The 15,022-nt window shown below is 30.1% G+C and carries 15 protein-coding genes; 5 read left to right on the plus strand and 10 right to left on the minus strand.

Annotated elements, in window-relative coordinates; all coding sequences use genetic code 11:
- The first annotated feature begins 23 nt into the window (after positions 1-23).
- From HN894_12175 to HN894_12190, 4 genes are all read left to right on the plus strand, one after another.
- The gene (locus HN894_12175; protein ID MBT7144077.1) at positions 24-800 is read left to right on the plus strand and encodes a hypothetical protein; all 777 of its coding nucleotides are present in this window, start codon (positions 24-26) and stop codon (positions 798-800) included.
- A 76-nt stretch (positions 801-876) separates the two neighbouring features.
- Positions 877-3,375, plus strand: a complete 2,499-nt coding sequence (locus HN894_12180; GenBank protein MBT7144078.1) for a polysaccharide biosynthesis tyrosine autokinase — start codon at positions 877-879, stop codon at positions 3,373-3,375.
- 28 nt (positions 3,376-3,403) lie between these two features.
- Entirely contained in the window at positions 3,404-4,030 is a 627-nt protein-coding gene (gene recR, locus HN894_12185) for a recombination protein RecR (protein ID MBT7144079.1), read from the plus strand.
- A 49-nt stretch (positions 4,031-4,079) separates the two neighbouring features.
- On the plus strand, positions 4,080-6,041 hold the full coding sequence (locus HN894_12190) for a glycosyltransferase (GenBank protein MBT7144080.1): 1,962 nt from the start codon (positions 4,080-4,082) through the stop codon (positions 6,039-6,041).
- Here HN894_12190 and HN894_12195 read toward each other — a convergent pair.
- The 7 genes from HN894_12195 to HN894_12225 all read right to left on the minus strand — a co-directional run bounded on the left by HN894_12195 (position 6,038) and on the right by HN894_12225 (position 11,513).
- On the minus strand, positions 6,038-6,697 hold the full coding sequence (locus HN894_12195; GenBank protein ID MBT7144081.1) for a 4'-phosphopantetheinyl transferase superfamily protein: 660 nt from the start codon (positions 6,695-6,697) through the stop codon (positions 6,038-6,040). The two genes, HN894_12190 and HN894_12195, sit on opposite strands and share 4 nt — an antisense overlap.
- Positions 6,698-6,758: 61 nt before the next feature.
- Entirely contained in the window at positions 6,759-7,343 is a 585-nt protein-coding gene (gene gldD / locus HN894_12200; GenBank protein MBT7144082.1) for a gliding motility lipoprotein GldD, read from the minus strand.
- A 65-nt stretch (positions 7,344-7,408) separates the two neighbouring features.
- A complete protein-coding gene (gldE, locus tag HN894_12205; GenBank protein ID MBT7144083.1) occupies positions 7,409-8,734 on the minus strand; it encodes a gliding motility-associated protein GldE in 1,326 nt (441 codons plus the stop codon).
- A 38-nt stretch (positions 8,735-8,772) separates the two neighbouring features.
- A complete protein-coding gene (locus HN894_12210) occupies positions 8,773-9,234 on the minus strand; it encodes a single-stranded DNA-binding protein (protein ID MBT7144084.1) in 462 nt (153 codons plus the stop codon).
- 138 nt (positions 9,235-9,372) lie between these two features.
- Positions 9,373-9,831, minus strand: a complete 459-nt coding sequence (locus tag HN894_12215; protein ID MBT7144085.1) for an aspartate carbamoyltransferase regulatory subunit — start codon at positions 9,829-9,831, stop codon at positions 9,373-9,375.
- A 53-nt stretch (positions 9,832-9,884) separates the two neighbouring features.
- A complete protein-coding gene (pyrB, locus tag HN894_12220; protein MBT7144086.1) occupies positions 9,885-10,793 on the minus strand; it encodes an aspartate carbamoyltransferase in 909 nt (302 codons plus the stop codon).
- A 183-nt stretch (positions 10,794-10,976) separates the two neighbouring features.
- Positions 10,977-11,513, minus strand: a complete 537-nt coding sequence (locus HN894_12225; GenBank protein MBT7144087.1) for a hypothetical protein — start codon at positions 11,511-11,513, stop codon at positions 10,977-10,979.
- 105 nt (positions 11,514-11,618) lie between these two features.
- Between HN894_12225 and HN894_12230 the strand changes: the two genes are divergently transcribed.
- Positions 11,619-12,581 (plus strand): phosphoribosylaminoimidazolesuccinocarboxamide synthase, encoded by a 963-nt coding sequence (locus HN894_12230; GenBank protein ID MBT7144088.1) that lies wholly within the window; start codon positions 11,619-11,621, stop codon positions 12,579-12,581.
- Between the two features lie 60 nt (positions 12,582-12,641).
- Here HN894_12230 and HN894_12235 read toward each other — a convergent pair whose 3' ends face one another.
- The 3 genes from HN894_12235 to lptB all read right to left on the minus strand — a co-directional run bounded on the left by HN894_12235 (position 12,642) and on the right by lptB (position 15,006).
- On the minus strand, positions 12,642-13,388 hold the full coding sequence (locus HN894_12235) for an ATP-binding cassette domain-containing protein (protein ID MBT7144089.1): 747 nt from the start codon (positions 13,386-13,388) through the stop codon (positions 12,642-12,644).
- Positions 13,385-14,128 carry an ABC transporter permease gene (locus HN894_12240; protein MBT7144090.1) on the minus strand — a complete coding sequence of 248 codons (744 nt, stop codon included), beginning with the start codon at positions 14,126-14,128 and terminating at the stop codon, positions 13,385-13,387. The genes HN894_12235 and HN894_12240 overlap by 4 nt, the downstream gene beginning before the upstream one ends.
- Before the next feature lie 152 nt (positions 14,129-14,280).
- Positions 14,281-15,006 (minus strand): LPS export ABC transporter ATP-binding protein, encoded by a 726-nt coding sequence (gene lptB / locus HN894_12245; GenBank protein MBT7144091.1) that lies wholly within the window; start codon positions 15,004-15,006, stop codon positions 14,281-14,283.
- Between the last annotated feature and the right edge of the window lie 16 nt (positions 15,007-15,022).

The following is a 15,022-nucleotide window of genomic DNA, read 5'->3' on the forward strand; positions in this document are numbered from 1 at the left end:
CGAATTATTTTTGAAATTTAGATATGATTAGAAAAACGATAATTTATTTTTTATTAGTACTTGTTTTTGCTTCATGCCGCCAGCATAAAGAATTAGTTTATCTCCAAAATCTTGATACTTCTTATGTCGAAAATCAAGCAATAAAAAATGATGACCAATACAAAGTTCAAGAGAATGATATTTTGCATATCAAAATATTAAGCATGAATAAGGATATTGTTGAATTATTTAGTATGGATGCAAGCAGTCAAACTAATAATTATCAACAATACAATGAAGCATCAATGTATTTCCAAGGTTATTCAGTTGATAAAAATGGGAATATATCAGTACCTATTTTGGGTGAGATTTATGTACAAGATTTATCTATGGACGAAATAAACAAAATAATTTTAGAAAAAGTTGAGGAATATATTAAAGATCCCACAATAATTGTAAAACTTGCAAATTTCAGGATTACTTTACTTGGTGAAATTAGGAGTCCTGGCATTTATACTTCATATAACAATCAAATATCTATTTTTCAAGCACTAAGTATGGGAGGTGATGTTACAGATTATGGTAATAGAAAAAATGTTCTTTTAATTAGGCCTGCGAAAAATGGGTCTTCAACTATTAGAATTGATTTAACAGATAAAAATCTCATAGCATCAGAATATTATTATTTAAAACCTAATGATTTAATCTATGTTGAACCAATGAAATCTAAAGGTATTAGATTGATAGCCTCTGATTATGGAGTATTGTTGGCTACGATTTCTTCTACTCTAACTACAATTTTACTATTACTACAATTATAAACATGAACTTTTTCATAGGCTAAATTTAAGAACTAGCTATTACTATTAACAAAGTTTACAATTTAATCTTTAAGACGTGGATAACAATTTCGATATAAACCAAGAAGAAAATATAGATATTAGGAAATATGTTTTCAAATTTTTAGCAAACTGGTATTTATTTGTACTTTCGATATTTATTGCCTTATCAATTTCATTTTATATAAATAAATTTACACTTCCAACCTATAGTATAGGTCTTGATCTATTATTAAAATCAGATGATCCCTATGGAAGTAGATTTGGCTCAGGTAACCTCATGGGTTTTGGAATGTTCGACGATCAAACAAATATAAATAATGAAATTGGAATATTACAATCATTTAGCCTGAACAAAAAAGTAATTGATGAACTTGATTTTGAGATTTCATACTATTCTGTAGGAAGAATGAAAACTCAGGAAAAATATAGATCATCACCATTTAGTGTGAATATTGACACTTCAAAAAATCAGCTTAGAGGATTCCCATTTTATGTTGAAATTCTTTCAAGAACTGAATATCGGCTTGAAATTAATGAAGAGGTTGAATATTTTGATACACTATTGGTTAATAATAACATTTATAAATTTGGTGAGCAAGTTGATGATTTTTTCTTTAATTTCAATATCACTTTGAATGAACCTAGCAGCTTCGATTTCAAACGACCAAACTATGGATATTCAGAATGGTTTTTCATCATTAATAGTATAAATGGGCTAATTAATAGCTACAGAGCAAAAATAAATATTGAGCTCCAAGATAAAGAAGGATCAATTTTAAACCTGATAACTGAAGGACAAGTTGCTGAAAAAGAGGCTAATTATTTGAATAAACTTGCTGAAGTTTATATTCGTTCTGGTTTGGACGATAAAAATAGAAAAGCAAATAAAACAATTGAATTTATTAATAATCAGTTAGGGGAAATAGTTGACTCATTAACACAAGCTGAGAGAAATCTTGAAAACTTTAGGCTTAATAATAAGATTATTGATTTAAGCAGACAAGGTATTGCAATTTCTGAAAAATATGAAGAACTAATTAAAGAAGAAGCTCAACAAATAATTCAAGCCGAATATTATAATTATCTTTTAGAATATGTTGAAAATAAAAATGATTATTCAGACTTAGTAGCTCCTTCAATTGTGGGTATTCAAGAACCACAAATTAGTTCAATAATTATTAAATTAAGTGAATTGCTTGATCAAAGGAATACATTGTTATTCAGTGCCAATGAAAGCATTCCTACTTTAAATTTGATAGACTTAAACATTAGTAATGCAAAAAAATCTTTGCTCGAAAACATAAGAAATATTAAAAAGACATTTGAAATATCTCAAGAAAGTTTATCAAAAAGAATTTCAAAAGTAAATAGTGAAATTGCCCAATTACCTAAAACTGAAAGTGAACTAATTAATATTCAAAGAGAATTTGATTTAAATAATGAAATTTACACCTATCTTTTAGAAAAAAAGGCAGAATCTGGAATTGCACTTGCATCGAATGTGCCAGATAGTAAAATATTAGATAATGCTTTATTGTTTAATGCAACTATTGTTTCTCCTAAGAAAAAAATGAATTTCCTGATAGCCTTGGTAATTGGACTACTTATTCCGGTTTTACTTATTATTGGTAGAGACTATTTTAATGACAAAATTGTCGATCATAAGGATATTGAAGGAAAAGTGAAGATTCCTATTATTGGAACAGTGGGAAAAAATGTAAGAGAAGTTGAAATCCCTGTATTTGATAAACCAAAGTCTTCATTAGCTGAATCATTCCGTTCTTTACGAACTAATTTGGAATATTTATTATCCGAAGCAGAGAAGAAAGTTATTATTTTGACTTCTACCGTGAGTGGTGAAGGAAAAACTTTTTGTGCAATAAATTTAGCATCTATTATTGCAATGTCTGATAAAAAGGTTCTGCTTATCGGAATGGATCTTAGAAAACCAAAGATTCAAAAGGCATTTGCTATGCTCAAAAATGATATTGGCATGAGTACTTATCTCATCAAAAAAAGCAATATTGATGAAATAATCCAAACAACTAATATTAGAAATTTGTCAGTAATTCCTTCAGGACCTACTCCACCAAATCCTGCTGAACTAGCTGGTACACAAAGGATGGAAGACCTTATCTCATATGCAAAAAAAGAATATGATTATGTAATAATTGATACGCCTCCTGTTGCATTAGTTACTGATGCATTGATTCTATCACGATTTTCAGATTTGAATATTTTTGTAATTAGGCAAAACTATTCAAAGAAAAGTGTACTAAGCCTAATTGAAGAACTTGATAGCAATCAAAACATGAAGAATTTAGGGATATTAGTAAATGACGTAATGGTTCCAAGTTATTATGGCTACGGCTACGGAGGCTATGGATATGGTGGTTATGGCTATGGTGGTTATGGCTATGGTGGTTATGGTTATGGTGGTTATGGTTATGGTGGTTATGGTTACGGATACTATGACGAAGATTACGAACCGCTATCATTATGGGAAAAGATTTTAGTTTTTCTCAAACTAAAGAGTCGAAAAAAACCAAGTTAAATTGTAACTTTTTTATATTTCTTTTTTAATGGATTTAAATGGTTTCTCGTCCAAACTCTTAGAAAATGCTATTGACGAATTTTCTAAACTCCCTGGAGTTGGAAAGAAAACTGCCCTAAGATTTGTGTTGCATCTACTGAATAAAGATGAAACTGTAGTTTCTAACTTTGGAAATTCAATTATTGACCTAAAAAAAAACATTCAAAATTGTAATATCTGCAATAACATTTCAGATAACAAAATATGCAATATATGTTCAAATAATACAAGAGATTTAGGCACTATTTGCGTTGTTGAGGGAATAAAAGACATTATGTCTATTGAATCTACACAACAATATTTTGGAGTTTATCATGTATTAGGCGGGATTATTTCTCCGATGGATGGTATTGGACCAGATGACATAAACGTAAAATCTTTAGAAAATAGAATAAAAAATAATTCAGTCAAAGAAGTTATTTTAGCCCTGAGTACAACAATGGAAGGAGATACTACAAATTTCTATTTATTCAAAAAACTCAAAAAGTACAATATTAAAATTACAACACTTGCACGTGGAATTTCCTTTGGCGACGAGCTTGAATATTCAGATGAATTAACATTAGGCAGGTCAATAATAAACCGCTATTTGTTTGAACAAACCTTGCAAAAATAGCTATGTCTCTGTTATTTAAGCAAATACTTTATAAATAAGCATTTCATTTATGATTCTCACAGTAATCATAGTTAATTATAATGTTCAACATTTTCTTGAACAATGTTTAAACTCAGTTCAAAAAGCATGCTTATCCATTGATTCTGAAATATTTGTAGTCGATAATAATTCTGTTGATGCATCTACATCAATGGTAAAAGAAAAGTTTAGTGATGTTCAACTGATTGAAAATACAAAAAATGTAGGTTTTTCGAAAGCAAATAATCAAGCAATAAAAAAAGCAAAAGGAAAATATGTTCTTTTATTAAACCCAGACACCATTGTAGAGGAAGATACATTTGAAAAAATTATTGAGCACTTAGACAAAAATCATGAAGTTGGTGCAGTAGGAGTTAAAATGATTGATGGAAATGGGAAATTTTTACCAGAGTCGAAACGCTCATTGCCGACTCCATCTGTTGCATTTTATAAAATTTCAGGATTTTCAAAATTATTCCCTCGCTCAAAAATATTTGCAAAATATCATTTAGGATATTTGGACAACAATGAGATACATGAAGTAGATATTTTATCTGGAGCTTTTATGTTTCTTAGAAAAAAAACAATAGACCAAGTAGGCTTGCTCGACGAAGATTATTTTATGTATGGCGAAGACATCGATATGTCGTATCGGATAAAATTAGCTGGATATAAAAATGTCTATTTTCCTAAAACTACTATAATTCACTATAAAGGCGAAAGCACAAAAAAAGGAAGCATAAACTACCTTAAAGTCTTCTATAATGCAATGATAATATTTGCAAGAAAACATTTTTCGAAGAAGAATGCATCAATATTTTCATTTCTAATTAATTTAGCAATATACTTTAGGGCATCTATTGCTATTTTTAATTTGGCAATTAAGAACACAATTTTGCCAATTTTTGACGCAACTTCAATTTTTATTGGTTATAAAATTGCAATTCCTTTATGGGAAAATTACAAATTTTCTGAAAATGGTGTCTATCCTAAAGAATTTCTTTCCTATGTTGTACCTTCCTATATTGCACTTTGGATTTCTTTTCTATATTTTAATAAAGGGTATAAAAAGCCCATAAGTTTGAAAAATATTATTCGTAGTTTAATAATTGGCACTTTATTTATATTGTTGTTTTACAGCTTATTAAACGAAGAAATGCGATTTTCAAGAATTCTAATAATTTTTGGTTTTGTATGGTCGTCAATATCAATAGTTTTGATTAGGATAATTTTCCACTTTCTTAAAATCGATGGTTATTCGTTAAATTCAGTGAAAAAGAAAAAAATTGCAATAGTTGGAGAAAATGATGAATTTGAACGAATTACATTAATGCTGAAGCAATTTGAATATAAACTTGGTGACATATGGCATATTAGTTTAAGCAAAAAGTCATTTTCCAGTGAGTTCAGTGGCAGTATTGAAAATATTTCGGATATAACAACTTTAAATAATATCGATGAAATTATCTTTTGCACTAAGTATATTTCTTCTCAAAAAATTATTGATATTATGCACAAAATGGCTCATATCAACGTAAACTATAAGATTGCATCTCATGAAAGTTTTTCCATTATTGGAAGCGATTCAATTGATAGTGTCAATGAATTGATGGATATTTCAAACAACTCAATTGGTAAAGTTGCGAATGTCCGTAAAAAAAGAATTTTTGACATTTTATTTTCAGCAATTTTACTCATAATCAGTCCGGCAGCATTGTTTTTTGTTAAAAACACGAAAGGCTTATTTATTAATATTTCAAAAGTATTATCCGGGAAAATGACTATGGTAGGCTATTTATTAGCGAAAAATGTTGATATTTCGAATTTACCTTCAATTAAAAATGGAGTTTTAAATCCTTCAGATTATTTCAGTAGCAAAAAAATTATCTCGAAAGAAGTTGCTGAAAGAATCAATTTGCAATACTCAAATAATTACCAGATTGTAAAAGATATATATATTATTTTTCGTGCTTTTAAGAAATTAGGAAATTAAACAATTTTGACTTCTTCAACAGGCTTTTCTATACTCCAAACAATCAGATAGTTATTTCTAAATTCATAGTTCAAAGTATATTCATGCTTAAAATTTAATGTATCAATACAAGCTGAAAAACTTCCTTGATTTTTTATATATATTTTGTTAATTTTCAAATTATTAATAAAACTCAAGTCTCGTTTTCCGAAAATTTTAAGTAAAGTTTCTTTTCCACACCAGTACAGGTACAAATTTTCTATTCTGTAATCGCTATCAATTTGTTGAAGTTCTTTACTACTAAGAAATTTTTTGGCTATCCTTTCAATTTTTTTTGAAACAAATTCAATATCAATTCCGACTCTAAAATCTTTATTTAAGATAACTCCAACCATATCTTTAGAATGAGAAATACTGATATTTAAAGAAGGATTAATTAATTTTGGTTTTCCAAAACTATCGTATTCGATAATCGAATTTTTGTTTTGAATTTCCTTAGCTAAGGCCCGAGTACTCAACCATTCAAGCTTTCTTCTTTCGTTCTTGAAACTCTCTATTTGCAATAATTCATCAGGATTTAGATTAACTATGTCGAAAAGATAATCTAAATTATCAGTCATTTCCCAGATACCTAAATCAGTATTTTTATCAACTATTTGCTTATATAATAGACCCACGATCGTAAAATTATTGAAGGAAATAAAATCAGAAATAAAATATTATCTATTCTATGAGACACTAATTTCTCCATTCAAAAGATTCAATTAATTTTTCAACATCCTTTTTAATAAAATTTAAAACCGGAGCAATAGAATCCTGGTTTGGTCTTTCGTTGAAATATAGCGACGCTCGCATGAAATGCTGCAAACTATCAGTCAAATAAAATTGCAATGATGAAGCAACGTCTCCTTTAATTTCATATTGAGTTCCGAAAACCCTTTTGTTCCAATTGATTGTTAATGATTCTGAAATTTCGTCGGCCTTAGATGTGTGATTATATGAAAATTTTCTTGATTGTTCGAGTAATGTCGATAAATTGTTATCAATGGTTCTATAGGTAATATAAATTTTGGCATTATAATCTGGAAAAGTAATATTTATCCAACACGAATCTGCATCAATTAGTTCAATTTTTGAGTAATCCGGAAATTGGAATGTATAAGGAAAATCACTTTCATAGCTATTATATTGTTTTTCCGGAAATGAAATTCTAAAATACCCGTGAGGTTTTGGCATATATGTTTCTTTGCACGAATAAATTAGCAATACCAAAATTACGCAATATAAAATTTTTGGGATGGTATTTTTATTTCTAAAAATCATATTAATTGTAAATGGATAGATTTAGGTTTATAGATAAACTCACAGTCAAAATAAACATTTTATTTCTATAGTGATTTTAAATGTACTCTGATTTTTATAATCCGCCTGTTGTCAACAGCTTCAATTTTGAACTTAAAGTTGTTGAACATTATTTCATCATTCTTTTTAGGAATTTCTCCTTTTATTTCAAGAATCAAACCTGCTAAGGTGTCGGCATCTCCTTTTATTTCATCAAAAATATTATCGGGTTTTTCAATAATTTTATAAAAATCGTTTAGAAGAGTTTTGCCTTCAAAAATGAAATTTTCATTATCAATTTTCTTGTATTCAACAGTTTGCGGATCTGATTCGTCTGTAATTTCACCTACAATTTCCTCAAGTATATCTTCTAAGGTAATTATTCCAGATTTGCCTCCATATTCATCAACAACAACAGCCATATGTATTTTTTTCGATTGAAATTCTTCGAGCAAATCGTCGATTTTTTTCATTTCAGGAATAGAATACAAAGGACGAATAAGCGATTGCCACTTAAAATCGTTGTAGTTTTTATGAATATATGGGAGCAAATCTTTTATGTATAGTATTCCTTTTACTTTATCAAAATTTTCTGAAAATACAGGAATTCTGGAATAGCCCGATTCGATAATAACTGAGACCAATTTGTTGAAACTGGTTTTTATTTCTACAGCAACAACATCGACTCTTGACCGCATAATTTCTTTCACGTACAGTTTTCCGAAATTAACAATTCCTTCAAGAATTTTTTTGTCTTCCGATATTTCATTCTCAGTCAAATCTAAAGCATCGGACAAATCGTTGATTGAAATATTTTGCTTAACATTTGCAAATCTTTTGTTCACAAACGAAGTTGAGCTAATAAGAACTGAGCTAAAAGGGCGGAGGATTTTTTCAAGAAAAAACAAAGGATATGCCATAAAACCTGAAAATTTCTCCGGGTATTTCGTGGCATAAACTTTTGGAATGATCTCTCCAAATAGCAGAAGTAAGAATGTTATAACAATAACCTGAAAAACAAAAGCCAAAGCAGTGTTTACGCCAAAATCGAAAATTGAAGAACTAACATAGGTTGATAAGATAACTATCCCAACATTCACAAAATTGTTTGCAATAAGTATAGTTGCCAACAATCGCTCAGGGATTTCCAATAATGACAATATTATTAAATCTTGTTTTGCCTCTTTTTTCCGAAGTTTGCTAATATGTGAGGGAGATAATGAGAAAAAGGCAACCTCGGAACCTGAAATTAGAGCAGAAACTATTAATAAAAAAATTACAAAAAATATTGCTAAAATATTGACAGCTTCGATGGGATGAATTGTTACATTTAGCAAATCTATTAAAAACGAATGATAGGGCTCGGTTTCCAATTCAATTTTATTATTTTCCAGAAATTGAGTATAGTATATTAGAATGGTAGGTCGTCTGTTTCTTCTTGCAAATTATTGCCGGCAGGACTTGTATTTTCTGTAACTTTTCCATCCTGGTTTTCTTCAACAGCACTATTTGTGTTAGGTTCAGCTTGCTGAGAATTTTGTTCAGTTGCACTTTTTGTTCCCAGCATGGTCATATTGTTCGCAACTATTTCGGTTGAATATCTTTTATTTCCGTCTTTATCATCCCAAGAGCGTGTTGAGATTTTTCCTTCGACATAAAGTTTGTCACCTTTTTTTACATATTTTTCGCAAATTTCGGCTAATTTACGCCACATCACAATATTGTGCCATTCGGTGATTGTTACTTTTTCGCCATCTTTTTTGTAGGATTCGCTTGTGGCAAGAGAAAACTTTGCAACTGCTACACCATTGTCCAAATAATTTACCTCAGGTTCTTTCCCTACATTTCCAATTAAAATTACTTTGTTTATCATATTATTAAAATATTAATTAATTATTTTAGCTGATATTTTCACAAATTATTGAATTTCACTGCAAATATTATTGCAACATTATGTAAACTTGAAAAATTCAAGTTTTATTTCAAAATATTGCTTGTAACTATAAAAACACTAAACGATGATCATATGTTCCTGATCGGTAATTTTTTCGCAATAATGACATTTTAACGCAACATCTGTTTTAGAAATTACTGTAAATTTGGTATTTATGCTTTCATAATTTGTAACACATTTTGGATTTACGCATTTGACAATTCCTTTTATAATGTCTGGAACAGCCACTTCATTTTTTTCAACAACAGTATAATTCTTAATAATGTTGAGTTTGGCTTCGGGGGCAACCAATGCAATTTTATTTAGTTCATCTTCCTGAAAATCTTTATCTGAAATCTTTATTATGGCTTTTCTTCCCAATTTTTTGCTTTCTAGATTGGTACCAAAAGTGATCTGATTTTCAATTTTATCGAGCCCTAATATGGTGATTACTTTAAATAGGTTTTTTGCAGGAATACGGTCAATTACAGTTCCGTTTTTTATTGCACTAACTTTAAGTTCTTTTGAGTCTTTCATTATAGTTTCAGAATTTTTTGTAAAACTTTGAGAATTTTTTCAAGCAGATTTCTTTATTTCATTCCTAAAATAGATGCAATAATAGCTTGCCGTGTATAAACTCCGTTTAGAGCTTGCTGAAAATAATATGCTTTATCGCTGGCATCAACATCTGTATGAATTTCGTTTACTCGTGGAAGTGGATGCAAAATTTTCATATTTGACTTTGAGTTTTCGAGCATATATTTTCTTAGCACATATGTATTCTTCACTTTTTCATATTCCATAGGATCAGAAAATCTTTCTCTCTGAACTCTTGTCATATAAACTATGTCGGCTTCCGAAATATATTCAGTAAAATCGGCATGTTCGAAATACTTCAATCCAAGATTATCTAAATATAATTTATATTCGTTTGGCATTTTCAATTCTTCAGGTGATATAAAATTAAAAGTGGTATTGAATTTTGACATTGCCATAAGCAAGGAATGAACAGTGCGTCCATATTTCAGATCTCCAACTAAAAAAATATTTAGGTCTTCTAATGTTCCTTGAGTTTTATAAATAGAATACAAATCTAACAAAGTTTGTGTAGGATGTTGATTTGCACCATCGCCTGCATTTACAACAGGGACATTCGAAACTTCGCTCGCATATTTTGCACTTCCTTCAATAGGATGACGCATTACTATTAAATCACAATAACTTTCAACTGTTTTTATGGTATCGTGAAGAGACTCCCCTTTTTTCACACTTGAAGAACCTGAATCTGAAAATCCGATTATTCTACCTTGTAAACGGTTAACGGCACTTTCAAAACTTAATCTTGTGCGAGTTGATGGCTCAAAAAATAAAGAAGCAATAATTTTTCCTTCTAAAATATTTTGAACTGGATTCTTTTCAAATTCGCTTGCTAATTCGATTATTCGCATATATTCTTCTTTTGAATAATCGTTTATTGAAACCAAATTCCTGTTTTTCATACTTTTTCGTGTTTTGATATCATTAATTTGGAATACAAAAGTAACTTTTTTATCCAAATTAATTTAAACGAAACTCATTATTGTGTTTTGAAAATTATTGTATTAATTTGATTTAGCTGATTTTTAATGATTTACATTGAAATAAATTAGCAAATAATGCAATTGAAGAATAGCAGAAAATAGTTAATATCTATTAATTTCGATACCCCCAAAAACTGCACTTGCCTGAATGACCAAATAATTTCGCGCTTCATCGAAATTATCGCTTTCGTAATTTGAACTTCCAAATCCTCCGGCACCACCTTCCGGGAGATCCACACCACCAAAAATTGCATCAGCGTTAATTTTTACAGGTGTTTGCTCGTTAAGACGGATTACACAACCTCCAAATACTGCATTCACTTCAATTTTCGTAACTTTTTCTGTCAATTCAATATCTCGCAAATCTATGGTTGCCTTTCCAAAAACTGCATTATACTCACGTTTTTCGTTGATTTTCCCATCGATAGTTACTTCGTTAAAAATTGCATCGTCTCCAGATGATCTAAAATTTGAAAATCCAAAACTTCCGAAGATAAATTTTGCACCAAGATAAATCAAAAATAATCCGAAAAGTATTTTAAAGATTGGGAAGTCAATTTTAAAAATAACTTTAATTAAAATACTGATACCTACAAGAATAATTATAATTCCAAAGAATATTCCAACTCCCATTTTCATAGTTTTAATTTTTAATAAAAAATTTCTGTCATGCCAAAATTACTATTATTATTTAAAGAATTATTATTTTCGCCTCAAATATTTTACAACAAAATCTATAATATTATGGCTATTGCATTAACAAAATCTAATTTAAAATTAAATACTTCTAAGAAGCCCGATTTTTATCTTGGCAAAGTTAGAGATGTTTACACTGTTGATAATAAACTTCTTATCATGCTTGTTTCTGATAGAATTTCTGCCTTCGATATAGTTTTGCCAAAGGGAATTCCTTTCAAGGGTCAGGTTTTAAATCAGATTGCGAGCAAATTTCTCGATATGACATCTGACATTGTACCAAATTGGAAAATTTCGTGTCCGGATCCTACAGTTATGATTGGGCATAAAGTTGAAACATATCCGATTGAGATGATTATTAGAGGAATTTTAACCGGTAGTCTTTGGCGAGAATATAAAAATGGAGTTCGTGAAATTTATGGTCTTCGTTTGCCTGATGGCATGAAGGAAAATCAACGCTTTCCAGAACCAATAATTACTCCTACAACTAAAGCCGAGCAAGGCATGCACGACGAACCTATCTCGAAAGAAGAAATTCTGAAACAAAATTTGATTTCTCCGGAAGAATACGAATTATTGGAAAAATATACAAGACAACTTTTTGAAAGAGGGAGTAAAATTGCTGAGGATAAAGGCTTAATTCTGGTAGATACAAAATATGAGTTTGGCAAAAAGGATAGTGAAATTTACCTAATAGATGAGATTCACACGCCCGATTCATCCCGATATTTTTATGCCAATGGTTATGAAGAACGGTTTGAAAAAGGAGAAGCACAGAAACAGCTCTCGAAGGAATTTGTAAGAGAATGGCTTATGGAACAAGGCTTTAAGGGCGAAAAAGGTCAGCAAGTTCCCAAAATGGACGAAATTTTTGTAAATGAGGTTTCAGAAAGATATATCGAACTTTATGAAAAAATCATTGGAGAAAAGTTTGTAAAGGCCGATGTTTCGGAGCCACACGAAAGAATTAATGAAAGCATTAATAATTGGCTTGAAGAAAACTATTTGTAAAAAACGATTTGCTCTCTTATAATATATATTTGGTTTGAATAGTTTTGTATTGTTTTTAAATCACATTCTAAGATTTTTTGAAAGCTTTGAAGCAAATACAAAATCGTTCAATTCCTTATTATCGTTACTAAAGACCTGTGTGTTTGAGCCTTCCCACCACTTTTTGCCTTTATAGATAAAGACAATTTTATCTCCAATTTCTAATACCGAATTCATATCATGAGTATTAATTACGGTGGTAGTGTTAAATTCTTCAGTAATTTCTTTAATTAAATTATCAATTACAATTGAAGTGTAAGGATCTAATCCTGAATTTGGTTCATCAAAAAACAAATACTTTGGATTTAAGGAAATAGCCCTTGCAATTGCCACACGTTTTTTCATCCCTCCGCTGATTTCTGAGGGATAGAGCATATTTGTTTTAGAAATATTAACTCTTTCAAGACAAAAATTTACTCTATCAAGTTTTTCTTTTGGATTCATATTGGTAAATAAATCCAATGGAAACATAATATTTTCTTCTACAGTAGATGAATCGAACAATGCACCGCCTTGGAAAACCATCCCAATTTCTTTACGAATGGATTTTTTGTCTCTAAAATTCATTTTTGTAAAATTGCGATCGTTGTATGTAATTTCTCCTTCATCAATTTCAAACAAACCAACCATAGATTTAATAAGGACAGTTTTTCCAGAGCCACTCTGACCTATCACCAAATTGGTTTTGCCAGATGCAAATTCGACATTTATGTCGGACAAAACTTTCTTATCGTCAAAAGATTTTGAGATGTTTTTTAGTCTTATCATGACAAAAGCAATTGTGTTAATAACAAATTGAATAGCAAAATTAACACACTGCTATATACTACCGCATTTGTGCTCGAACGCCCAACTTCCAAGGCTCCACCACTTGTAAAATAGCCGTAATATGAAGAAACACTGGTTATGATAAAGGCAAAAACAACTGTTTTTATCATTGTGTATTGTATGTAATATGGTTTAAAATCGAATTGCAAACCATAAATATAATCGTGAGACGATACAGAATCTGTAAGAATTACACCACCTAACCAGCCTCCGAATATGCCAATAAAAATGCTTAAAATTACTAAAAATGGATTGATGAAAACAGTTGCAATAATTTTTGGAAAAATAAGATGGCTGGCAGAATTCACACCCATAATTTCGAGTGCATCAATTTGTTCGGTAACACGCATTGTTCCGATTTCTGAGGCGATATTCGAACCTACTTTCCCAGCAAGTATCAGGCTTACTATGGTTGATGAAAACTCCAGTATCATTGAATCGCGGGCTGTAAGTCCTATTAAATACTTTTGTATAAAAGGGCTGTCAATATTGTAAGCAGTTTGGATAGTTATTACTGCCCCCATAAAAATTGAAATTACTACTACAATTCCAATCGAATTTATTCCCAATTTGTCAATTTCTTTTATAATATTTTTGAAAAAAACTTTCGGTTTTTCTGGTCGGGAAAAAACTTTGTAAAGTAGCAAAAAATACTGCCCGAGGTGATTGAAAAATATCATTTTTAAATACTAATTAAAACTAAATAGCAACAAATTTATGAAAATTTATTTTGTGTAATTATCAATTATTGCTGAATACCAATAAATTTTTGTTGTATTCCTGCTTTTTTCACAATGTAAATATCTTAAAACGAAAAATGTAATTATTAATTTTATCTTCTCAATTCAAAATTTTTCCCAAGGTAAACATTTCTGACATGTTCGTCTTGCGACAAATCTTCGGCGGTTCCGGATTTAAGTATGCTACCCTCAAAAAGTAAATATGCTCTGTCGGTTATCGATAGTGTTTCGTGTACATTATGGTCGGTAATTAATATTCCAATATTTTTGGCTTTTAGTTTCGACACAATTTCCTGAATGTCTTCCACAGCGATAGGATCTACTCCGGCAAATGGTTCGTCCAGCAAAATAAAACTTGGGTTTATAGCCAGAGCTCTGGCAATTTCAGTTCGTCTTCTTTCTCCGCCCGAAAGTTGAATTCCATAACTTTTTCTAATTCTGGCTAATCCAAATTCTTCAATCAATTCTTCAGTTCTGTCTCTCTGATATTCTTTAGAATATTTAGACATTTCGAGGATTGCAAGAATATTATCTTCTACTGTCATTTTTCTAAAAACCGATGCTTCTTGTGCCAAATATCCAATTCCTTTTTGAGCTCTTTTATAGACAGGTAATTTTGTAATATCATCATCTTCCAAAAATATCTTGCCCGAATTAGGTTTTATTAAGCCAACAATCATATAAAAAGATGTTGTTTTTCCAGCACCATTCGGACCTAAGAGACCAACAATTTCGCCTTGGCTTACTTCTATTGAAACTTTATTTACAACAGTGCGTTTTCCGTATGTTTTGGTAATATTTTCGGTGAAAAGTTTCATTTCTCGACTTGAAAAA

The sequence above is a fragment of the Bacteroidota bacterium genome, assembly GCA_018692315.1.
Lineage (GTDB): Bacteria > Bacteroidota > Bacteroidia > Bacteroidales > JABHKC01 > JABHKC01.

Bases quoted from the DNA above. Each gene is read 5' to 3' on its own strand.
- HN894_12175 (MBT7144077.1), top strand. From the start codon at position 24: ATGATTAGAAAAACGATAATTTATTTTTTATTAGTACTTGTTTTTGCT.
- recR (MBT7144079.1), top strand. From the start codon at position 3,404: ATGGATTTAAATGGTTTCTCGTCCAAACTCTTAGAAAATGCTATTGAC.
- HN894_12190 (MBT7144080.1), top strand. From the start codon at position 4,080: ATGATTCTCACAGTAATCATAGTTAATTATAATGTTCAACATTTTCTT.
- gldD (MBT7144082.1), bottom strand. From the start codon at position 7,343: ATGATTTTTAGAAATAAAAATACCATCCCAAAAATTTTATATTGCGTA.
- HN894_12210 (MBT7144084.1), bottom strand. From the start codon at position 9,234: ATGATAAACAAAGTAATTTTAATTGGAAATGTAGGGAAAGAACCTGAG.
- HN894_12215 (MBT7144085.1), bottom strand. From the start codon at position 9,831: ATGAAAGACTCAAAAGAACTTAAAGTTAGTGCAATAAAAAACGGAACT.
- pyrB (MBT7144086.1), bottom strand. From the start codon at position 10,793: ATGAAAAACAGGAATTTGGTTTCAATAAACGATTATTCAAAAGAAGAA.
- HN894_12225 (MBT7144087.1), bottom strand. From the start codon at position 11,513: ATGAAAATGGGAGTTGGAATATTCTTTGGAATTATAATTATTCTTGTA.
- HN894_12230 (MBT7144088.1), top strand. From the start codon at position 11,619: ATGGCTATTGCATTAACAAAATCTAATTTAAAATTAAATACTTCTAAG.
- HN894_12235 (MBT7144089.1), bottom strand. From the start codon at position 13,388: ATGATAAGACTAAAAAACATCTCAAAATCTTTTGACGATAAGAAAGTT.
- HN894_12240 (MBT7144090.1), bottom strand. From the start codon at position 14,128: ATGATATTTTTCAATCACCTCGGGCAGTATTTTTTGCTACTTTACAAA.
- lptB (MBT7144091.1), bottom strand. From the start codon at position 15,006: ATGAAACTTTTCACCGAAAATATTACCAAAACATACGGAAAACGCACT.